Annotated in this window: 18 protein-coding genes and 1 pseudogene; 9 read left to right on the top strand and 10 right to left on the bottom strand. The window is 41.6% G+C overall.

From position 1 onward, the window contains the following. Positions 1-69: 69 nt before the first annotated feature. The 4 genes from AC2FA3_RS13905 to AC2FA3_RS13890 form a co-directional block, all read right to left on the bottom strand. Positions 70-1,341, bottom strand: coding sequence for an MFS transporter (locus AC2FA3_RS13905; RefSeq protein ID WP_490510101.1), 1,272 nt, complete (start codon positions 1,339-1,341; stop codon positions 70-72). Positions 1,342-1,455: 114 nt separating this feature from the next. Continuing rightward, entirely contained in the window at positions 1,456-3,945 is a 2,490-nt protein-coding gene (locus tag AC2FA3_RS13900) for a LuxR C-terminal-related transcriptional regulator (protein ID WP_490510098.1), read from the bottom strand. A gap of 35 nt (positions 3,946-3,980) precedes the next feature. Then, the gene (locus AC2FA3_RS13895) at positions 3,981-5,156 is read right to left on the bottom strand and encodes a saccharopine dehydrogenase family protein (RefSeq protein WP_490510097.1); all 1,176 of its coding nucleotides are present in this window, start codon (positions 5,154-5,156) and stop codon (positions 3,981-3,983) included. Positions 5,157-5,231: 75 nt separating this feature from the next. After that, entirely contained in the window at positions 5,232-7,025 is a 1,794-nt protein-coding gene (locus AC2FA3_RS13890; RefSeq protein ID WP_490510096.1) for a DUF1302 domain-containing protein, read from the bottom strand. A 320-nt stretch (positions 7,026-7,345) separates the two neighbouring features. On the opposite strand from AC2FA3_RS13890, the pseudogene AC2FA3_RS13885 reads away from it, so the two are divergent. Next, positions 7,346-7,489: pseudogene (locus AC2FA3_RS13885) on the top strand (transposase); the annotation flags it as partial. A 53-nt stretch (positions 7,490-7,542) separates the two neighbouring features. On the opposite strand, the gene AC2FA3_RS13880 reads toward AC2FA3_RS13885, so the two are convergent. After that, a complete protein-coding gene (locus AC2FA3_RS13880) occupies positions 7,543-7,746 on the bottom strand; it encodes a hypothetical protein (RefSeq protein WP_490510094.1) in 204 nt (67 codons plus the stop codon). A gap of 308 nt (positions 7,747-8,054) precedes the next feature. Between AC2FA3_RS13880 and AC2FA3_RS13875 the strand changes: the two genes are divergently transcribed. Further along, positions 8,055-10,412 carry an ATP-binding protein gene (locus tag AC2FA3_RS13875; protein ID WP_490510093.1) on the top strand — a complete coding sequence of 786 codons (2,358 nt, stop codon included), beginning with the start codon at positions 8,055-8,057 and terminating at the stop codon, positions 10,410-10,412. 33 nt (positions 10,413-10,445) lie between these two features. Next, the gene (locus AC2FA3_RS13870; RefSeq protein ID WP_490510091.1) at positions 10,446-11,384 is read left to right on the top strand and encodes a response regulator; all 939 of its coding nucleotides are present in this window, start codon (positions 10,446-10,448) and stop codon (positions 11,382-11,384) included. A gap of 75 nt (positions 11,385-11,459) precedes the next feature. On the opposite strand, the gene AC2FA3_RS13865 is transcribed toward AC2FA3_RS13870, so the two are convergent. From AC2FA3_RS13865 to AC2FA3_RS13855, 3 genes are all read right to left on the bottom strand, one after another. Next, the gene (locus AC2FA3_RS13865) at positions 11,460-12,227 is read right to left on the bottom strand and encodes a sulfite exporter TauE/SafE family protein (RefSeq protein ID WP_490510090.1); all 768 of its coding nucleotides are present in this window, start codon (positions 12,225-12,227) and stop codon (positions 11,460-11,462) included. A gap of 88 nt (positions 12,228-12,315) precedes the next feature. Then, positions 12,316-14,619, bottom strand: a complete 2,304-nt coding sequence (locus AC2FA3_RS13860; RefSeq protein WP_490510089.1) for a TonB-dependent receptor — start codon at positions 14,617-14,619, stop codon at positions 12,316-12,318. A 258-nt stretch (positions 14,620-14,877) separates the two neighbouring features. Continuing rightward, the gene (locus tag AC2FA3_RS13855) at positions 14,878-15,381 is read right to left on the bottom strand and encodes a hypothetical protein (protein ID WP_490510088.1); all 504 of its coding nucleotides are present in this window, start codon (positions 15,379-15,381) and stop codon (positions 14,878-14,880) included. Here AC2FA3_RS13855 and AC2FA3_RS13850 point away from each other — a divergent pair. The 4 genes from AC2FA3_RS13850 (at position 15,380) to AC2FA3_RS13835 (ending at position 17,957) form a co-directional block, all read left to right on the top strand. Next, a complete protein-coding gene (locus tag AC2FA3_RS13850) occupies positions 15,380-15,511 on the top strand; it encodes a hypothetical protein (protein WP_265088027.1) in 132 nt (43 codons plus the stop codon). The two genes, AC2FA3_RS13855 and AC2FA3_RS13850, sit on opposite strands and share 2 nt — an antisense overlap. A gap of 205 nt (positions 15,512-15,716) precedes the next feature. Further along, positions 15,717-16,697 (top strand): IS30 family transposase, encoded by a 981-nt coding sequence (locus tag AC2FA3_RS13845; RefSeq protein WP_490510087.1) that lies wholly within the window; start codon positions 15,717-15,719, stop codon positions 16,695-16,697. Positions 16,698-17,415: 718 nt separating this feature from the next. After that, positions 17,416-17,706: a type II toxin-antitoxin system Phd/YefM family antitoxin gene (locus AC2FA3_RS13840; protein ID WP_490510086.1), complete on the top strand. Its 291-nt coding sequence runs from the start codon at positions 17,416-17,418 to the stop codon at positions 17,704-17,706. Further along, entirely contained in the window at positions 17,703-17,957 is a 255-nt protein-coding gene (locus tag AC2FA3_RS13835; RefSeq protein WP_201624209.1) for a Txe/YoeB family addiction module toxin, read from the top strand. Before AC2FA3_RS13840 ends, AC2FA3_RS13835 begins: the two co-directional genes overlap by 4 nt. A gap of 72 nt (positions 17,958-18,029) precedes the next feature. On the opposite strand, the gene AC2FA3_RS13830 is transcribed toward AC2FA3_RS13835, so the two are convergent. Next, on the bottom strand, positions 18,030-18,185 hold the full coding sequence (locus AC2FA3_RS13830) for a hypothetical protein (protein WP_490510085.1): 156 nt from the start codon (positions 18,183-18,185) through the stop codon (positions 18,030-18,032). A gap of 416 nt (positions 18,186-18,601) precedes the next feature. Further along, a complete protein-coding gene (locus AC2FA3_RS13825) occupies positions 18,602-19,666 on the bottom strand; it encodes a 2,3-butanediol dehydrogenase (RefSeq protein WP_490510084.1) in 1,065 nt (354 codons plus the stop codon). Positions 19,667-20,443: 777 nt separating this feature from the next. Between AC2FA3_RS13825 and AC2FA3_RS13820 the strand changes: the two genes are divergently transcribed. Together AC2FA3_RS13820 and AC2FA3_RS13815 are read left to right on the top strand one after the other, a co-directional pair. Next, positions 20,444-21,937, top strand: coding sequence for an esterase-like activity of phytase family protein (locus AC2FA3_RS13820; RefSeq protein ID WP_490510083.1), 1,494 nt, complete (start codon positions 20,444-20,446; stop codon positions 21,935-21,937). A 697-nt stretch (positions 21,938-22,634) separates the two neighbouring features. Continuing rightward, a complete protein-coding gene (locus AC2FA3_RS13815) occupies positions 22,635-22,850 on the top strand; it encodes a hypothetical protein (protein WP_201624534.1) in 216 nt (71 codons plus the stop codon). Positions 22,851-23,218: the final 368 nt, after the last annotated feature.

Raw genomic sequence — 23,218 nt, 5'->3', positions numbered from 1 at the left:
AAAGGACTGAGTCCTGTGCAATACAGAACTCAGTCCTTGGGGTAAACTAAACCGTCCAATATTTGGGGGTCAGTTCACAATAACCCTTTTTTTAGAAAGCATTATGGCGGGTAAGGAGAGTATGCATATTATCCCTGGTAATATCGATACCGACAATGCTACTGCTAGCAATGCCGAAGGTGATTGTTGCTCAATGACGGTACTTCCAGAACCTTGCTGAAAGCCAGCCACTTGTAAAATAAGACCTGCTAAGCCAGCGCCCAAGGCTAAACCAATTTTTTCGCCCCAAATCCATATACCAGTAAACGCACCCTCATCATCAACACCTGTTTTTTGTCTTTGTTGCGCAATAATGTCCGGAACAATCGCAAAGCAAAATAATTGCTGACCAGCATTGGCTATACCAAATAATATTACTGCGAACCAGAATCCGACAGGACCATACATGGCAAGCCAAAGTGACGCTGTAGCAGCGCTATAAAGAATAGTCGCAACGACGAAACCGTTGTGCTTACCGATGCGGCGCGCAAGCCAAGTCCAACACCAAGTGGTAGCGACTGTTAATAAAGTTAAACCTAAGAATAATTTAGAGATAGTCTCAGGATTATTACCTAACCAATACTTGCTATAAAATGGCAGCATTGCTGTGCTTAACGCGACTGATAGCATTTGAATTAAAAAAGCTATCCATAACCAGCTAAAGGCTCGATTCCGAAAAGGAGCTAGAATCGAGCCACTTTTTACATTTAACTGCGAGCGCTTAATCTGAGATCCACCAGTACCAATCACAGCGCTAGCCATGCCAGCAAATGCAATTAAAGCAATGATAATGGACATGTAAGTATAACCATCATACCCGCCACCTTTACTTGAGACTAACAGAGGAGCTACTGCTCCTGCTAATAGAAAACCTAACGCCAAGATAGCACTACGCCAAGCGGCTATTCGCGTACGAGTATGCGGATCGTCTGTAACTTCTGCGAGTAATGTCGCATAAGGGACTGTAAATAGTGAATATCCTGTACTTGTTAGCGTATAAAATACTACTATCCATGCCAGAGTTGATTGCCAACTTGATAGATTCGGTGGCGAAAACATCATGACAAAAGCAATCGAGAATACTATAGCTCCGACTGCCATAATTGGACGTCGTCGTCCCCAACGAGTATTAAGACGATCGGACCACCGTCCTAGTAGAGGATCAAATACTAACTCCCAAATTTTAGGAATAAGAATTCCTAACCCTGCCGCACCAGGGGGAATGCTTAAAATTTCCGTCATGAAAAAAAGCAGTAAAATTTGAGGTGTTAATATGAATATGGCAGGTCCAAGACTCCCCATGCCATATGAAGGAGCAAACCAGCGAGTTGGTAACCCAGATGCTGTAAGTCGATTTTGATTCATCCTTTGAATCTCCTAAGATTAAAATCCTTGTTATATTGAAAAGCTATGTGTCTACATCAGCAAACCTAGTGTTTTTGCTCTAGCCACCGCCAAAGCTCGGCTATTAACCTGAAATTTTGCATTGATACGCTTCGCATGAGCCTTTACGGTATGAAGTGAAATCGATAAAATTTCTGCAATCTCAGCATTTGAATGACCTTTAGCTATCAGTTCTAGAACAACATGCTCACGTGGGCTTAGCAGTGTTTCAGTACTTGCAGTGATGGTTGTAGGGAGTACTTTCGTCTTTGGATTCTCATTAAACGCTATAGCGGAGTTAGAATGACCCTCTAATAGAATCTGGCCTTGTCCCTGACGAATCGCCATAACCGTTGCAGAGGCGAGCATACGTTCGGCTTGCCGTATGTCACCACGTTGATGACGCGCCTTTCCAAGAGCCATCAAAGCTTGACTCACAATAACTTGAAAGCCGAATCCTTCAGCTTTTTCTAAAACCTGAGTTAATACTTGTATGGCTTTATCTAGTGACCCCTGAGAAGTTAGAGCCTGAGCATGTAAAAAGCTCATCAACGCAAACAGTTCAGGAGTAGAACTAGGAGGAGTAAGTGAAGTTGGGTCATTATACTTTTGCCACAGACGCTCTAAAATATTCATAACAGGTTGGTATTGTTGGGCTAATAGCTCAACACTAGCTTTTCCTACGATAAGTACACTACGATATATCGGCTCTGATACACCTCGTGCATATAAGGCTCGTTGCACTTCAGCTAGTCGCTGCTGTGCCTGTTCATGATTACCATTACGCGCATCTATCTGTGCTAATAAGATATAACTATAAAAAAATACTGGTGTGCCAGATGCCATTGATAACTCTTGTCCTTGCTCTAAGGGTAGTCGAGCACCGTCATCGTCACCTGTTAACATTAATAGCCATCCGTGGCGTATACGTTCTGAACCGCTGAGCAGGGTAGAACCGCCACTTTGACCAATTAGTACTTTAAGCTTATCTAGTACTTGCAAAGCTCTATGCAAATGACCTGCTAACTCTTCAACTTGCACTTGATCTAATAATAATTGACATTCAAGCAGCATCTTGTCTTTAAGACGAGCCAATTCTAATCCTTGCATTTGGTGACGTTGAGCTTGTTCATACTGACCTAAAGCCAACTGCGCCCGCGTCATACAAGAAAAGCATAGAATCATTTGAGTCCAGTCTTTATTTTTATTAAGCTCAATCAAAGCCTGACTACTCAAATGACAAGCTTCTTGAGCTTGTCCTCTATGCAAGGCCAACTCAGCTTGTATAGCCAATTTGCTGCCAATCCACTGCTGTTGGTTTGGAAGAGTAGACAAATAACACTCAGCCAACTCTAAATTACCAGCCATAATTAAAGAACGAGTTGCAACGATTAAGGCTTTAGGTTGATGAGTAAAATCATCTACTTCTAATTCATTAAGACCAGATAAAATAAGAGATAGATTGTTTTCAGCAAATAGTTGATTAAGAGCAACTTTAGAAAGTGCCTTTACGGCACGAGTAGTATCCGAAACCCTAATAGCATAGCTAAATAAAGTTAAGCTTTGTTCGCTAAGATCAAGCCAATCGAGCACACCAATTAATGCTTTTTTAGCATCAGGGTAACGTTCTCTCAATACCGAGCGTAAAGGCTCATATACAGTAAAACGATTAGTACTACCTGGTAACGTGCGTAGAAAGGATTGTCTCGCTATCAGTTGCTGTAATGAGAACTTTTCTCCAGATATTACAGAGCAAATCGCACTATCAATAAATGGGGCATGTGCGATAACGTTAAGCAAATGTCTATCAGACAAAGGCATTAACCCTAATACTTCTTGATCAAGGTAATCGAGTAAATATGGAGAACGGTGTAGATTGGTTTGCGTATGAGATTGGCGACTAGTTTGGGCATAAAGAAATAAACGAACTCCTGCAACCCAGCCATTTGTTTGATCATATAAGCTTTTAGCACAGAAGCTTTCTTCAGGAGACATTAAAGCTAGTATAGAAGTGAGTTCTGGCACTGTGAGCTCTAAATCCTCACTATTTAACTCTATTAGTTGCCCCTCTAATAAAAGTCGGCCAAGAGGCCACTTTGGTTTATGACGAGCCGTTATCAACCACTGGCTACTACTCTGTTGTATAAAGTCTAGTAACCAATCATCAGTATCAGCACTAGGCCGATAATCATCCAGTATAATTAAAGCGTTAGAACAAGCGTCTAAAGCTTCAAGTAAGTCTTCACATAACCTGTGATCCTCAGTTTCCGGCAGCCCTAGAGCTGCCGAAATCCGAGTCATGATGAGCGCTGACGTCAACGGCTGATTAGAGGGTAGTGAAATTCTTAGCACTCTAAAAATACTGTCTAATTCAGAGAACTGACATGCTAATACTGTCTTACCGAACCCAGCTGGAGCGCACAACAGCCTAATTTGAAGTATTTTTTCTGGCGCTAAAGCCGTCAGTAAACGCGGACGAGCAATGACACCATCGAGAGTACTAGGAGAACTTAAATAATCCATAGCAAGATCTCCTTATTTAACCTTTAATACACGATTTAAATACCAGACTCACAAGTTACTGTTAATCCGCAACCCTGTGCGCCTGTAAACCCATCCAAGAGCTCGAAGAACGCGTCAGGGTCTACTGCTTGTTCAGGAGACATCACACCAGTACCTTGAATTTTATTATTTAAGAGTAAAGGTAAAAACAGAGCCAGTGGAATACCGGTCACTGCACTCATCCCGCCAGCAGGAACTGCTTTAAGAGTGGCACCAACACGAAGCGGAAGACCGTTTTTTGTTCCTTCAGCATAAGCTACGATACCTAGAGCATCTCTTTCTTCAACTTCATTTAAACGCTCTCTTCTTTTTTCACGACCGCCATCACTCATGAGAGCGGCAGCAGCAGCATCTATAGTCATAGAGCCTTCACGTACATGATTAGATATCGTCTGCAGATCATCAATGATAGCTTCAACGCCAAGCATACCGTTCATACAATTTTTTAAGTCTGGGAATTTACGTGGGAAAGTCACTGCTTCAGGATGACCAATGCTCCATAAATCTAGTGAACCATAACCTGGGTAATTAAAACTACGTTTCTCCAAAGGCATGTGATCCTCTACGACTCCGTCTTGTACTAAAGGGATTTTCTCTGTTAAACAATGAACTAAATGTACCGCGGCTGCATCCGCACTCGCAGCAGCTTCGCCTTTTTCAAAGAAACCGTCATCTTCATTATGAGCATTGGATAAGCGCCAAGCAGAATATAGGGTATCAACGTGATCCAATTGTTGGGTGGCTTTCATCGCTAGCATATTAGCGATACCAGGACTGGCTCCCAAACCGATAACTGCTGTAACACCTTTATCAACAGCTTGCTGATGTAAATCCATCATTTCTAAAGTAGGTTCCCAATCATCACAAATATCGCAATAATGCTTACCTTCATCAATAGCGGCTTGTAATACAGGTACACCAAAGCGAAAGAAAGGTCCTGCCGAGTTAATAACGACATCACACTCTCGAATAGCAAGTCGCATCTCTTCAATGTTAGTAATATCTAGATACTGAGCAGAAAAACGTTCGTCCTCTAAAGAAGATGCAAAACGAGATGCACGATCATAGTCTATACCCGCAAGTACTACTTGCTCTATAAAATCAAAGGTTTTCATAGTTCGTACCGCAGCACGTCCCATACTACCGCCACCACCTATTGCTAATACTTTCATTATAATTTTCCTTGAAGTTAAATAAGCCCGCACGTTATATATGTCAGACTAAATGTTGGCTAACTACGTAGCCAATTAAAATTTCACACCCATACTTAATGAGACAAAGTCTCGGTCTACTAGATAGTTGTAGTCACCACCAAAATAGTTTTTAGTTTTTAATGTGGCCTCATAACGATCTTTATAAAGAGCCGTCAAAGAAAGCTCAACAGATTTAGAACCTTGGTTGAAATTAGGTCCCCAACCATTAACATCATGACCCCATATCAGCATTGGTCGTAAATTGACACCTGTATTTCCTACATTTGGAAATTGTGTAATAAGAGCAGCACGATAACCCCAAGAGTTTTTACTATAAAAACCGTCGCCATTACAATATTGTGGGTTGTCTACATTAAGTAGCGTCTCACAAACTCCTTCAGCTCCTACTTCACCATAACCATAAAGAGAGTCGCGTCCAAACCGAACTGCACCCGGTCCGGTCTTTAAGTCACCTATATGATTCCCAGCAATTTCACTTCTAAACAAAAACCATTCTGTACCGAATGCACCAGGTAAGAACTGACTAAAAGCAAGCTGAGCTTGAGACAGGGGTAGGCGATCGTAACCCTTAACATAAGTGTCCTCTGCTATGCTACCTTTGCCTTGGATCACCGTAGGACTGATCGGCTTACCGATAATTTCCTGAGAAATACTATCGACACCCAAAGCTGTGTAGGTCAAATCAGTACTATTAATCTGTAATGGCATATTAGGACGTATACTCAACTCACCAGAAAATTTGGTAGTGCCATCTGCTAATTCTGTTTTAAAGGTAGCGGCATATAATTCTACATTCTCAGGGTATTCCATTTTGTAGCCAGCCATAGGTGAATTGCCAACTAAGTCATTATCAAACAGCGGGTCTTTTACATCCAGAATGCTACTAGTTATTACACTATAATAGGGAGACCGACTATGATAGCGAGTAGCATATAAATTGAATTTAGTGTTTTTAATGGCAGGGTTGCTGAAACCTAAGGCTACACCATATTCGCCACCGTCTTTAGGAGTATTGTTTTCTAAGCGGGGAATGTAGAGGTAATCTGGATCGTTTGGTCGAAAATCGCTGCCGTAGATAAGATTACCTGTATTACATCCAAGTTGAGCGACATCTGTCGTTGAGAAGAAAGTACCACAATTACTTAAAACCGTATTTTGCCATTTAGATTGGTAAAATAAGTCGATATCGATATTAGGGCTTAATTCTTGAGTGAGCTTAATCATTGGCGCAGGTATAAGAGACTCTTCTAAAATCGAACCAGGTCGACGGTAGGCATTACCATCGTAAGCGTATAGGTCGTTTAAAGCATGAGTATAATCATCATCACCCCAAGTAACCACCTGATTACCGACACGAATTTCACCATCTAGCTCATTCACTTTCCAACGAGCAAAGCCATAAGCATCTAATAACTCGATACCTGACGTCTGGGCGTGAGAGTCACGACCTTCATTACTAATATCATATAAACGCTGTGAATGATTCTCTTGCTCAATATCGTGCCACCACTTACCGCGTGCAAATAAACCTATATTCTTATAGTCTAATTTTAGATCATGCATTCCTTTAATGACTTGTGTGTAACTATCACCTTTTTCGAAGTTGAGACGGTGATCATCAGAAGATAGGGTAGATGCCGTTCCACCATTGCCTACACCAATTAAAGAGGGGTCAGGGTCATCTGTTGACCAACCAATACCAGCGCTGATATTGCTTTCAAGTTGAACATGGACTGGTCCGTTTTCAAATTCAAACGCTAATACAGGAGAGCTTAATAATAGCCCATATGCTGCTAACGCCAAATTACCGTGAATCATTATTTTCATAATCAGTACTCCCTGTACTTTATTGAATAAAAGTATTCAACTCACAAGGAACATATTAGGTAATGCTTTACCTCGATAAAATTACTCTAAAGAGTAATTCACTACCCCCTCTTTTTTCTTATGGATCTATACTAAAGGAGTTCTAAAGATCGGTTTGGGGATGTAATAGATAAGTACTATGGCCCTGCTGTCAAATCTGTACAATTAAACTTGGGAGATTTTAATTACGCAGTTTGACGGTAAAAGTCAAACTACTGAGCTATGCTGAAGAAACCGTACAAGTAGAATTTGTAAACTAAGCTTATTAGTCAGAGTTTACTATGACTAAGAAAATCAGAACTTACAGCACAGAATTTAAAACTGAAGCTGTTAAGAAAACAGCAGAGAACATCGGGAATATCTTAGCGGCTGCAGAGCAGCTATGCATCGCCATGCAAACCTTATCAAACTGGAGAAACAAAGCTGAGTTTATCTCTATGGTTTCTGCAGCATAGCTCACTCAAGCAAGCCAACAAAATTATACGCAAAGCTGATGCTTTTTTTTGTTGGCTTGCTTGAGATCTTTATTTTCACGTTCAGGCTCTTTAATACGTTGTTCTTGGCTTTGCGTTTGTACTGAGGCAGGAATGGCTGACCATGTGGAGGGATAATCTCCTGCCGCTTCTATTAGTATCCAAACGGCACGTTCTTTAATCTTGGGAGTGTAGGTTTGTTTTTTCATTGTTGTATTTTCTCAGAATGTTAAGTCTCCGATAATCCCGGGGTGGTTCAGCCTGACATATGCTCCCCATAAGAGGAGTGTCGTTTATGCTAAAAAAAGTCGCAGGAATAAATAATGAAGAGATCATATGGCTGCCGCGAATAACGAGGCAATAGCAAACATACGGTCAAACACGATTATTGTCATCATATTGTCATAACGGCATCGTATTCTTGAGCTCACTATAAATAGCGGTTGCGTATCACTCATATCTTTAGTCATTCACTGATTTGTTGATAACAGTTAGCGCATAGATATCAGGTGTGTTTATGAAGGTTGTTGATCGGTTTGGTAGTATCTCCACCCGTATACTGATTATTTTAACATTGGCTTTTTTACTCATTATTTTGCTGGTGTACTGGGTCATCGAAACCCAAGCTAAGCCGCGCATACTGGAGATGACCTCAGAGACAGTGGTTGAAACAGGTAACGAAGCCATCAATAGCATTATGGCGAGTATCAATCATGTCGACGGATTGGCCAAAGCCACCAGTACGATGGCTGGTGGCTTACCAAAAGAAGACGCCCTTTATAAAGAAACCTTTGGCAATCTCATGCAACAAACGGATCAACGCATTGTAGGCGGCGGCGTGTGGTTTGACCCCAACATGTACGCTCAGGGCCGAGAGCGCCAGTCGTTTGTATGGGCACGTGATGAGTCAGGTAGCATGCAGCCATTAGTGCGTTACAATCAAGCGCGCCAAACTCCCAATCCCTATTATCGTGATTGGTGGTACATTCCTGCAATGTACGCGCGTCATGACCACTGTGTTTGGAGTCGTGCCTATGTCGATCCAATGAGTAATCAGCCGATGATGACTTGCGCCAAGGCTTTGTATGACAGTCGCAATCAAGCTTTTGATGGGGTTGTAAGTTTTAATCTGCTATTAGACAACCTCGGTGAGGCGATGAAAAAGTGGCAAGATAAGCTCGGTGGTTATGTCTTTTTAGTAGACTTGGACAATCGGTTTTTGACCTTTCCAGATCAGTCGATGGTCATGCACGCAACTAAAGATAGCGGTCAGGGCCAGGTCGTAACGGCACGGCAGTTAGCTGAGAGTAACCCTAGCTTTGCCCCTATTGCGGACAGTCTAGATAGTATTAATCAGACACTGATAGACGAGGCAGTAACTAAAGATGAAAGCCGCTATACGCTCGCTGCTCGTAGTATTCTAAGTACGACCAATCTGAATAAAATCAGCGAGCAAGAGTCCAAATTGCTCTCAGCATTATTGCTGTTAAATATCGATCAAACGTTTAATTTGGTAGACAGTCATTTGGTCGACACCATCGCTGTGCCCAATGACTTTTTGTTGCAGCAGCCCGCCACCGCCTTTGTTTTTCGCATGCCGTTTACATATTGGAAGATGGTTATCGTCAAGCCTGATAATGACCTGATGAGCGTGGCAAATGCCCTGTCTAATAAACTGATTCAAGCCATGCTGTTGGGCTTCATTCCTATCTTGTTGTTGACCGCATGGGTATTTCGTCGCTACTTTACGCGGCCGCTAAAGCACATGGCACAGTCAGTGGCTGACATGGGGGTGTTAATTGAGCAAAAAAAATATCAACAATTAAGCGCGCACAAACTTCCTCATTCAAATGTCAGTGAGATTCAAGTTATTAGTGAGCAGACCAATCAATTGATTGATCGCGTCGTCGAGAATGAAGGCGCACTTGCTGAAATCAATGTTCATCTAGAAAAACAAGTCGCCGCCCGCACACAAGATTTACAGCAAGCCATGGATGAGTTAAAAGCCTCACAAGTGCATCTGGTGCGTTCTGAAAAAATGGCTACCCTTGGCCAAATGGTGGCAGGTGTGGCGCATGAGGTCAACACGCCGCTAGGCTACGTGCGTAGTAACATGGAATTGGTTGGCGATAACCTTATGCGTTTTGATGAGTTGCTACAACATACTGATCAATTATTGCATGCGTTAAAAGAACCAGAGACTGACCAAGCGCAAGTGACTCAATTGATAGAGGAGACCTTGCAGTGCTGCGAGGAAATTAAAGAAGATGAGATCAGTGAGGATTTGGCCGATTTGATTAAAGATGGACTTTACGGCGTCGATCAGATTGCCGAGCTGGTCGTCAGCTTGCGCGACTTTTCTCGAATTGATGAATCTAAGGTAAAAGATGTCGATATCAATGATTGCATCAATACCTCATTGATTATGGCGCGCAATAATTTAAAAACTCTAGACGTCGAAACCAATCTAGTAGAGCTGCCGCTGATTCAATGTAATCCTTCGCAAATCAACCAAGTACTATTAAACCTATTTAATAATGCCGCCCAGGCCATACCGAGTGATCATAAAGGGACATTACAAGTCACGTCGTCTGTTGATAAGGCGCAGCAACATGTTGTGGTACGCATTATAGACAATGGATCTGGTATCAAAGAGGATGTTTTAAATCATATCTTTGAGCCGTTTTTTACCACCAAAAAAGCAGGCGATGGCACAGGATTGGGATTGGCCATTACGGCACAAATTATGGAGCAACATGATGGACGCATTGAGGTTAGCTCAATAGTTGGGGAGGGCACGACATTTACCCTCACGCTACCGATACAGTCTAGCGCTCATGAACCTAAACCTTCACAAGCTTTATTTGAAAGTTGAGAGACTTCCAATCACTTATTTAAAGAGAGCGTCATGCAAAAACCAAAAATCGCTTTTATTGATGATGAGCCACGCATTTTACGCAGTTTAAAAATGCATTTTCGCCAGTCACATGATGTATTTATCACCACTGATGCTAGCGAATTGATGAAGTATGTTAGCGAGCATGATGTGCAAGTGGTCATCAGCGACCAACGCATGCCAGATAAGCAAGGTACAGAAGTGTTACGTGATATCAAAGCGGCCTCACCAAATACGCTGCGTATTTTGCTGACCGGTTATGCTGATTTGAATGCAGTGATTGACTCTGTGAATGAGGGCGAAATTTATCGTTATATTACAAAGCCATGGCAGAATGATGAGCTTAAACAAATCGTCAATAAAGCCACAGAAATAGCTCAGCAAACTCAAGAAACCATCCAAAACACTATGCAAGGTAATGATACTCAACAAGTTAGTGGTGGCAGTACTGGTAGCAATCGTAATATATTGGTGTTAGATGACGACGAGAGCGTCTATCAGCAAATAAAAAGTCACTTTAAGAGTGCTTATACTGTGAGTTGGGCCAGTAACCTTGAACAGGCAGCAAAGTTATTACAAAAGAAACGCTTTGGCGTCACGATTACGGATTCGACGCTCAATAAAGAAAATATTACCCCCATTGTTTATGCCTTAAAAAACATCCAGCCAGATTTGATGGTTCTTATGTTGACTGAATTCAAAGATGCCCATATGGTCATTGATTTAATTAATAAAGGTCAGGTATATCGTTGTCTACCACGGCCGACCAACTTCTCTATCATGAGTATCAGTCTGGATCGTGCTTTTGATCATCACGAAAGATTGGTGCAGCAGCCGATACTGGCGGCTCGTCATCATGTCGAGGAGGTAACAGAATTGGAGGCTTTGAATTTTTCTGAAAGACTTAAGGGTTTCTTTGCTAAGTTCAGAGGTTGGCGCATTAGCAGATAAAAAAATAGGGCACGCTAAAAATGCCCTATCCATAATTTAAAATATCATTGCCTCCTATGTACATGAGAGACGTTTTTATTGCTCATGATTCATTTGCTCATGATTCATTTGCTCATGATTCATTTGCTCATGATTCATTTGCTCATGATTCATTTGCCCGTGTCCACCATGCATATTGGCCATGACCATCGGCACCGCTATGACGGCTAAGCCAGATAGCATCATGATTGCGCCATTCACTTGTCTTAGGCGTAAACGCCCGATTTGATTGCGCATCCAGTTGACCGTTCCGTGCGTGGCGACGAGCATGGGTACGGTTCCTAGACCAAAGACAAACATTAATACGGCACCTGTGAGCGGGTCATGACCGACGACCGCAATAAGTAATGCGCCATAAACGAGACCACAGGGTAAAAATCCCCATAATAAACCTGCTGTTAATGCTCGAGGAAAAGTGTTTAAGGGAAATACTTTCTGCCGCAGAGGTGATAGAGCTTGCCAAAAATGCATACCAAGACGTTCAAGCCTATTTAAAAAAGGCAACCCTAGCATGGTTAATCCTACAAATACCAAGACCAACCCTAGTAGAATGCGAGGTGTGCTATTGCCAACCATCAGAGGGGTTAATACAGTGGTGCCAATCACTCCAGCAATTAAGCCCAATAGGGCATAACTGAGTAAGCGCCCCAAATGGTAAGTTGCAATGAGGCCGCGTTTTTTTGCTGGACTGGTTTCTTTTATCGATAGTCCGAATGCGGTGACGATACCGCCACACATACCTAAGCAATGCGGCGAACCAAAAAATCCCATTAAGAATGCTGCAATTAATAGTGCCATAGTCATGAAGGTGCTTCCTAAGATATAAAATAAATAAAATCCGTTGAAGGTTTAGTCGTTATGATAGTCAGTTAATGACCTATCTTAATGACACCTAAAACTTATAGTTGACACCCACATACAATGATCGTCCCGCGCCAGGGACGGCAGTACCCCAGTTAGAACCGTTGCCTATTTCGCCATTCATCGACATGGTTTTGCCTTGACCCATGTATGCGCCCCCTAGAGGTAGGGCATAGTTTTTATCGAATACGTTATCGATACCAGCCTCAATCGCTACCTCTTTAAACTGATAGCCTGTACTGAGATTTAAGAGACCATAACCCGCCGTTTTAATTTCGTTGCGAGGGGTTGAGATATCATTTTTAGCCGCGACGCCCACCACTTCGATTTGGTTTGTCCAACCGTTATTTTCCCGATTCAGGGCAACACTGCCATTGAATGGCATGATGTTATATAAGTCTGAGCCGCTGTCTTTATTTTTCCCTTTGGTATAGCTTAAGGAGCCTACCATATTCCAGTACCCCCAAGCATTTGCTGCCAGCTCCCGATTGGCTGAGATATCTATGCCATATATCTCAGCATCTTGGTTGGTATAGCGAAGCACATTATATTGATTCGCTGTTTGAGTGCTAGCTGCTGTGTTTGCCATGGGGTTCCACTGTATGGCATCGACATAGTCATCAATTTTTGAATAGTAAGGCGTGGCTTTAACGCCCCAGCTATCATCAGCACCGCGCCAGTCTAAGGTGGCAGATAGGGTGTTGGATTTTTCTGGGCGTAGATTAGGATCACCAAAATAGCCATTACCGTCACCAACGGTATTATTCATGATGGCCGCCATTTTCCAAGTGGACCAGGTATAGCGTTCATATAAGCTTGGCGTGCGTTCTTTGTGCGACAGACCTAAGGCTAGATTTTTTTGTGAATCAATGTCGTAGCGTGCGAGTGCAGTAATATCAAAGTTGTTATCGGTGGTTTGGCGGTCACTGGCATTAAAGTTAGCGCTATCTCGCAGCTGATTGGTCATATTGTTTTGACCACCGATTTGATAGCCATGTACTTCATCAGCACTGGTACGTACGTTTTCATAGCGCGCACCAAGCTGGGTCGTCCATTCAGAAGAGATGGCTTTTTCCCACTCGCCATAGATACCGATACGCTGACGTTGACCATTGTTGATATTTTGAAAGTCATTTGGCGACATCATACTGTCGCCAGATGCCGCCCATGTGTCATCAAGGTTATAGTCTTGATATTCAGCACCTATATTGATCGTGCCTTGGTTGGTTAAATCGATAATACCTTTAATATTGGCTCCAATAGTCTTGCTATTAGTATTCATAGGCATGCCTGTGGCGGCGCCATATAAGAACTGTTTGTCGTCTCCAAAGTTCATATAGTGATCGACTTTTTCATGATAGGCCTGTGCTTCTAACTGCCCCCAATTTAACTCGCTTTTGTAACGCAAATTAATGCGGTCAAGCTGATTGTCGAGCATGTCCATCCGCTGATTTGGATATAGCTCTTTTGGGACGTTTTGCCACAGATAAGTTCCTTGTAGCAGATGATTGCCACTCTTATAAGCAATGTCTAATGACTGATTTTTGCTTTCATAAGCGGTTGAACCAACTTCGTCTTTCGCTAATGTTTTATTAGGGTTACCTGTTTGGGTATAAGATTTAAAATCACCACCAGCTTTATAGTTATCTGCCTGTGCGAAGCTGCCTTTATAGGTGAGGCTAAGCTGATCGTTTGCCGCTGTGGTCGACAAGTTAGCCCCATAGGCGTCACCATTACTACGATAAAATGTGCCAATTTCACCTGAAGTTAGTATGTCGCTATCCGTTGAAAAGATAGGCTCTGCTGTTTCGACAGCGATAGTACCGCCAATACTATTACCACCGACACTCACAGGCGTCACACCTGCATAAACGGTGGTCTTGTCTATAGCGCTTGGCGCAATATAAGACAAGGGTGAGTTCATACTGTTCGGACAAGAGGCGATTGAGTCAACGCCATCCACTAAGATACGCAGACGGTTGTCCGCCAAGCCTCTCATCACGGGCAAGTTTGAGATGCCACCGGCACTTTGTACATTCAGACCGGGTATTTTTGTCAGTATAGTGGCCGTATCACTGCTTGCCACTTGTTTGCTGCTAATAAATTTTCGATTAAGGCTGGCTGCTGTTCCAAGTGCATCGGTACTAGATGGCTTATCCGCTGCTGTCGCATAAACGACGATTTCTGGCAATCGGATATGTGGCTCATCATCCGTAGTATGCATATACGCCTTTACGGTTGTAGAATCGGCATAAGCGCTACTGATATGCAATAAAGACAAGGCTAAAACACTTAGTTTTAAAATAGGTACAGCGTTCATTGATGAAGATGACATCTTATTTTCCCAGAAATTTGCAAAAATATTTTATGAAATCGGTTATTCAGTTTTTTACCAAACTGCAATGTAAGCCAAGCTATTTATGGGCTTAGAGTAGGCACTTACCGAATATTTTCCGATATAAATAGATAGTATTTTGAGTACAGTATTTTAGGCAAATAGGTACAAGTGCCTCAATCAGAGCGTCAAATGAGCGCGTTGATTGAGAACATTGTCATTAATGCTCTAAAAATATTTGACTATAAATATGGATGATTATATGGGTGTGTCTGATGGTGGAGCGCGTGCGAGGGGTCGTAAAAAATTACTAGGAGAGTAGGTATGTGAGCGATACAAAAAAGTGACTGAGACAGTAGATAGCTCAATCAAAGCCGAGTCAGTATGTGTAAAAGCGACTGGCAATAGTGCCGCAGACATGGCAGTGCAAAGGTCGCAGCCACTGTATTTTACGGCATCAGGGTTAGATTCAGAGCTTTCAATCTTATCTTTGCTATATAAGGCTTCCTGTAAAGGTGCAGCATCAACCGTTATGACTGGCTTAACGGTCGCAGGCGATGCTAAAGATAAGGATGCATTATGATGAAGGAAATGACGAGCGGCACTATCAATGGGTATGTTGTGATTCGTTTGCGCAATATCAGTCTGTATTTGCTCATACTGTTTGGCTGCCGATACAATCGGTGCAAGCTCTGCACAGATACCATGACCTAAGTGGGCATTATCATTCCATAGAGGTGTGAGCAACAGCGTGATGTGCATGATCCAAGCAAAACATGCGACCAACATGCCGAACCACATCGTTATCGGTGATGAATATCGTAAAACAAGCTTGTGGCGCTTAGTAGACATGATAGGGTCATCGTATTACCAGCATGCTGATGATGCATAGGTAACATTTATAATTAAGGAGGTGTGCTAACTTAAAACATCAGTTTAAAAGATTTTAGAAAGAATACTTAACAAAATAGACATTATCGTTAACAATGCCATTCTAAGACAATGGGTATATCCTTTACAAGCTTCAAGTTTGCATTGTTTTTGTAGCGACTGTAGTAGTCAATTATAGTCATTTAATAATAAACTTAGATTAACACATGAAGTGCAATATCAAAGAGCAGGTGAAAAGTAGGCCTAGATGCGCTAGCATCAAAGCTACTATCCACCGCCAAAGTGAGATTGCAACCATGAACTATACACATCTAAGCCTAGGGGAACGATATCAGATTTATGCCCTTAGAGGGGCACAACATAGTATTAAGTTTATAGCAGGGGCGTTAGGCAGAAGTCCAAGCACCATATCAAGAGAGCTTAGACGCAATAAAAGCCTACGAGGGTACCGAGCAAAGCATGCAGACAAAACAGCTAAAGCGAGGCGAGCAAATAATGCCTTCACCATCATTTTAAACGTCTGGGACTGGGTCGTGACTAAGCTTAAACTGCAGTGGAGTCCTGAGCAAATAGCAGGCGTTCATAGTGGAGTCAGTCACATGAGTATCTATCGTTACTTATGGACTGATAAGAGGCAAGGCGGCACGCTATGGCAATATTTAAGACGCAAAGCCAAACCCTATCGTCAAAGGCTTACCACTGAGACTCGTGGGCGTATTAATGACAGGATCTCAATTCATGAGCGCCCTCATGTAGTAAAAGAGCGATCTCGCATCGGTGATTGGGAAGCGGACACCATCATTGGTCAAAACCACAAACAAGCTATCGTGACAGTAGTAGAGCGAAAGACAGGTTTGGTTAAGATGAAGCGAGTGACTAAAAAGAGTGCTCATCTGGTCGCGGATGCGATGGTAGTTATGCTAACTCCAGTGAGACTACACGTTAAGACGATTACATCCGATAATGGCAAGGAATTTGCGGATCATAAAGCTATTAAGCAAAGACTCTATAGTGGGTTCTACTTTGCTGATGCTTATGCCTCATGGCAACGAGGAACAAACGAAAATACCAATGGCTTGATTATAGAGTACTTGCCTAAAGGATGTGATTTTAGACAAGTATCTGATGATGAGGTGCAAAATATTGAAGACAAATTAAACGCCAAACTAGGTGTTTTATTCCATTAATTAGCGTTGCACTTGGTGTGTTAATCTAGGCTTTTTATAGACACAATGCTATCAGATACATAGTGGTTAATTTTGTAGATTTTAATCACATATCCTGATTCGAAAAAATTGCCTCCGATATCTTAGATGTAATTTAGATTTATTCGAAATGTCCTAATGTTTTCGGAAGCTCAACATTCTATAATTGAAGATTTGAAAGGTACTAGGGCGTGTCCTCAATTCAATCGATAGACATCTAAATGGTCTAAAAATGGCCAAACTTCGTCAAATAGCTGGTTAATATCCCGATATTAACTGCACTATTTTCTTTGTTTGGCCACAATTTATCTCATTTTTATCACCATTTTTAAAATGAGCACACGCCCTAACTTGACAATAAGCGTTAGACTTTTCAGACAATTTAAGTATTTAAGTATTTAAGTATTTAAGTATTTAAGTATTTAAGTATTTAAGTATTTAAGTATTTAAGTATTTAAGTAAACTCTGGTTCTGTCGATAATATAATGCGGCAAATGCATCAAACAATTTAAAACAAGGTAAATATGTCAGCTTTCATACGTACGTTTTAAAAGGTATACATAAACAGATATCAAAGCATCCCTTTGCTCTTCCCTTATATATGTACAGAAATAAGTACATATATAGTGTATACTAGAGCGGTAATTAATCTATAATGATAGATCATATAACCAACATAATTAAATATGGAGTAACTATTATGGACGTTGTGAACTACACTGATTTTAGAAAGAGTTTAGCCAAATATATCGATAAGGTAGATACGGATAAAGGCCCGATACTCATTACCAGACAAAACGCCAAACCGACAGTATTGATGAGTCTAGAAGAGTTTAACTCGTATGAGGAAACACTGCATCTTTTAAGAAGCACTACCAATGCCAAGCGTCTCAGACGCTCTATTGCTGATGCTAAAGCTGGTCGCTTTATTGAACGTGAGATTGATAGCAAAGATATACCCCTCACTTTTGATGACGAGGTAGACGCTTGATATTATCTTGGACAGCAGACGCGTGGGAGGACTATGAATACTGGCAAAAAACTAGTAAAGACAAAGTTAAACAGATCGGTAAGCTGATCAAAGCCATCAAACGTGACCCATTTGAGGGTATTGGCAAACCTGAGCCGCTCAAACACGACCTTGCAGGCTACTGGTCTCGTCGTATTGATCAAGAGCATAGACTGGTTTATGAAGTTCAAGATGATGCGATTATTATCGTTCAGTGCCGTTATCATTATTAAGTAAGGATATGACAGCTTAAAAAAAGTGCCTGATTTGAAATTAGGCGCTTTTTTATAGTGATAGGTAGATAGTTACTGCTCATAAGCACTCTTTAATTCTTGAGGCATCTCAGCAATCAGCTTACTCGAGCACTTAGCCACGACCTGTATTTCAAAATAGCTATGGTCACCTTTTAAGAGACTTGCGATGATTTGCTGCTTCTCAGTACCGCCTGCAAAACCTTGCATCTGACGACTATAGCGGTGTTCATAGTGAACAACCCCAGGATCGTCGTAAGCTTAGCGTCTTATGAAGATGTACTAAGTGCTAACTTCGAAATAATTGAAATGCTTATGCTAAATGATGACAAGAAAAGCCTAACCAATTTAACGAAGAACCAGATATTAAAAACCTTGTCTGTATGACAAACAAAACCTCTGGGAGTCAACTCCCAGAGGTTTTGTTTTGTTTAGTCCTTCGCTATGATTCTGGTAAAATCTTTAGGTACCGTCATAATCAATTGGCACAAGTACTTTAAATCGCTTTAGGAGTGTCACCGTGTGTCTAAGGTTTCCTAGGTAAATTTGGGCAACTTGAGATTTGGTTGATTCTAACGTGCGGATTAAAACCCCCTAGCTAGCCAGATATCCCCTTGCCTTACCGTTTACAGGTTTGGGTTCACAATAATTTTCACTGCTGATTCATTGTTGTGAATTAAAGTCTCAAAGCCTTTAGCAATCAAATCATCCAATTTGATACGTTGAGTAATAAAGGGCTCAAGGTTCACTAAGCCATCTTCGACCAATTTGATGGTTTCTTGATGATTGTTTACATAACCAATAGTCCCACGTACATCGAGCTCCTTCATGACTACGCTATGTACATTTACGGAAGCTGGGTGGCTCCAGATAGAGACAATCACAACCACACCAGTAGGTTTAGTAAGTTCAACCAGTGAGTCCAATACCTTATTGACGCTGGTGCATTCAAAGGCCACGTCCACACCGCGGTTATCTGTAAGCTTCATGACTTCTTCAGTCAAATCTACTTCAGTCGGATCTAAAATGTAATCGGCAACCCCACTTTCTTTAGCCTTCTCTTTGCGCTTGGCACTCAATTCAGTGAGAATGACGGTAATGCCTTTGGCTTTTAAAACTGCAGCCAATAACAATCCAATCGGACCACCGCCACCAACCAAAGCAACATCACCTGCTTTGGCACCACTGCGCACAAAAGCATGATAGCCAACGGCTAACGGTTCAATCAAGGCTGCTTGATCTAATGGGATTTTATTAGAGATAGGATGTACCCAGCGGCGCTTGACCGCAATTTTTTCAGACAAACCACCACCGCGACCACCAAGACCAATGAAGTTCATATCTTTTGATAAGTGATAATTCTCACCAGGCGCGGTAGAAACATCATCGGCAATAATATATGGTTCAACCACAACATGCTGACCGATCTCAATATCATCAACACCTTCACCGATAGCATAAACGACGCCTGAGAATTCATGACCCATAGTGATTGGGGCAGACTCTCCTGAGATGGGGTGAGGATGACCGCAAGGGGGAATGAAAATAGGACCTTCCATAAACTCATGCAAGTCAGTACCACAGATGCCACACCAAGCGACATCGATTCCAACGGTACCCGACTCTACAGTAGGCTCTGGAATATTTTCAATACGAATATCGCCTTTGTCATAAAAACGTGCCGCTTTCATATAAATCTCCTTTGATTGTCATTAAAAAAAATATTGGATGGTGCATCAGAAATTATGCTGGCATCAAACGTAGCCATAATGGACGGTTGTAAATATTTGGCTGAGTAGATAAAGAATAGGCCTAGATGCCCCAACCTCAAAATCATTATCCACTGCCAAAGCAAGATTGCAACCGTGAGCTACACGCATATAAGCCTAAGAGAACGATATCAGATTTATGGCATTAAAAGGGCATAACATGGCACTCAATTTGTAGCAGAAACTGTCAAAAAGATAGCAGACAACAATCGTAACTTGAGTGCAACTGCTCAGTAGCTCGGAATAGAGATGCAAACGTTATCTAATTGGCAGAGTAAAGTGAATGAAGGCAAGCTCAAAGGCTATGAGCAATATGATCCACAATTATCAACTGGTGTAGGATGTCAATTCCGTAGAAATTAGGTGAGCTCTATCTCATAGCTGGTACTGCGCCCAGAAGAGTCAGATTTTTCAGCATGCTCTTTGCTATCAAGTCATTGAACCAACCCGACTTTATCGGAGGTTAATTTACCTGAGTCAGGCAGAAATTACTAACAAGGTAGGATTGAGTCTCCGACAATTATGGGGGTATTCAGATTTAATCGTACTGACATAATTAACCTATATGCTTTTTGATAAAAAACTTAGTACAACCTTACTTTAAGCCTTAGATTAAGCGGCTTATCAGGCTTGAAGCAAAAACTACAGATCATACCTTCACATGCAAGAGATTAAACCCTCAATCAATCGGACTAAACCATGAATCAGACTAATAACTTCTCGAGCAAACTTCTCATAACAGCAATAAGCAACTCACTCCTTGCATCCGTTGTCAGTGGTTGTAGTACTACACAACAAGCGCCAGTACAAACGCAGACGCCGATCATGGCAACTAACCAAATATTGAATGAGACAATTGCTACATACCAGCAAGGTACGAGCCTACCCTATTCGCCTTTATTACAAGTAAAACTTGCAAAGTCAGGGGAAGTGATTGAAATACGCAATGGTGGCTATGGCTCTGATGCGGTAGCACATCCGACCAACCTAATGCAGTTTTATGCCTTGACAGATCGCGGACCCAATGCCAATAGTGAAGGCGCTTTGGGTGAAGGAAAAATGTTCCCAACACCAGACTATACTCCGCGTATTAGCTTATTTGAGCTTACCCAAGAAGGCAAAATAATCAAAATTAAAGATATTTTACTCAAAGATACCTCAGGAAAACCAATTTCTGGTCTGCCTAATCAGGCTAATTTTGGCGGCACAGGTGAGACGCCTTATGACGTATCGGGTAACCCTATTTTGGTCGACAGCACTAAGCCCTTTAATAAAACCACCAATCCAACAAAAACCGATAACTTTGGTCTAGACGGCGAAGGTTTAGTCGCTCTCAAAGACGGTACATTCTGGGTAAGTGATGAGTACGGCCCACATATCGTTCATTTTGATGCCACGGGTAAAGAAATTGGTCGTATTAATGCTTTTGCTGACGATGCGCGCAATAACTTAATTGTGAATCAAAAACAAGTTCTACTACCTGCTGAGTTTGCCAACCGCCGTGCTAACCGTGGAATGGAAGGGCTTGCGATAACGCCAGATGAGACCACGCTGGTCGGTATCATGCAGTCTACTATGGACAATCCGACTAAAGCAGTACGTAAGCAGGACATCACTCGTATCGTGACCATTAATCTACAAACGGGTAAAGTGTCACAGTATCTGTATAAGCAAGAGAAAGCTCAAAACTCGAACTCCGGTATTGTGGCTTTAGATAATCATAACTTCTTGGTAATTGAGCGGGACGGTGGTTTCGAGTTGCAAAAACCGGGCGTACAAAAGCATATCTATAAAATTTCATTAAATGGTGCGACGGATTTAGAAAGCATTAAAGAAAGTAAAAATATTCAGCAAAACGATAAGCTGGGTCTAATGCTTTCTGGCAAAACTGTAGAGCAATATCTGCTTGATATAACTGCACTCAATAAAAATTCTGGCTGGGATACTCTGATCAAATCAGGTATTCAACCTGTGAGCAAAAAACTGGTATTAGACGCCGTAAAAGCCTTCAACTATCCGCATGATAAGCTAGAGGGTTTGTGGGTAATGGGTGATGGTCGTCTTGGTTTGCTTAATGACGATGATTTTGCCACTTGGTCAACCGATGGTGTGCTCGAGCAAAAGCAGTTGGATAAAACTAAAACCAACATAGACAGTAATCGTCTGTATATCGCCACTGGCGTGGAATATTAAACCTTCATTTGACTCAGTGCTGAGTTACTTTGGATAAGTTAAAAAAGATCAAAACATTGCCGAGTATAGTGCTCTGATCTTTTTTGTTGTTTGTTAAGTTCATTCTAGATACTGGACTACCTGTTTAGGCATATAGCGTATAGTCAGTTCAATATAAAATCTATACGGCCCCCACTTTTTATACCTACCTCTCAACCAGCTTTTCCTCGATCATCTCAGTTAATAGCTCAGTGACCGTTTTTCGGCTTCCAAGCGCGTACCGTTTGAGGGTAATGTGTTTATCCTCATCCAGATTAAAATTCACTCGTACTGTCTTGTGGGGACTATCCGTTACATCTGACAAAGCTAAATTAGCAAGTTTATATAAAGAGCTTGCTACAGTTATCAGCGTTAGTGAACCGTTTCGGACTTAAAAGTCATGGCACGGTCGCCATTGGACGATATGGGAAAGCTCTTCCCAATTCTCCATATAGCACTATAGGTTTAGCCGTATAGGGTACACCTCAAGGGAACTAGTGAAAACCGCCTTCTGCTATCCGAAGTTATCTGTCATAACGTTTCTTACTGAAATATATCCTCGATATACTTAGTAGATACAGCATCAAAAATATATTTCAGCAAGCTGGCACATCAACAAAAAGCAGTGGAAGTAAAAAACCAAAACTACAACTTATAAAATAAAAAACAGGATAAGGAAATGAGCAATATAAATCTAAAAAAATTACGAGACTACAGACACCTTACTGTAGATGGCGATATAACTGTACACTTAACGCAAGACCAACAAGCTATGATTTTAAAAACTTATGACTACGGACTAAACTCATTAACTGATATTGATGAGATGTTATTAAGTGCTGTGATACGTCGGTTGAAGGTAGCTATTAATCCAGAGTATGAACTCAATGGCTGAAGAACCGCCCCGGAATTGTCGTATTGGTCTCCGACAATACCTTAGCGGTTAACTATCAAGATATGGCCCTCTAGTACACTAGAGGGCCATATCTTGATAGTTAACGCTCGTTTTCTTAGCTCTAACCTTAAATGTGTAGTGATAATACTTATCCTGACTATGCATTAGTCCAAAATAAATAGCAGAAATATAGGTAGGGGGAGGGCTAACCGTTCGGTCGTCATATTTATGACACACTTATAAGAAATAATAAGCCCTATCAATGATGATAAGTTACTACAGTGCGATTATTTGTAAAACGCTTACAGCGTGAACCTTATTGAGTAAACCGTTTATAGGCTGTCCAATTTTTTTGAATACTATATTTA

Source organism: Janibacter sp. CoH_79_TC_3 (assembly GCF_058197955.1).
Note: the sequence above shows the minus strand (reverse complement) of the source record. Positions and strands in the feature narration are given on the sequence as shown.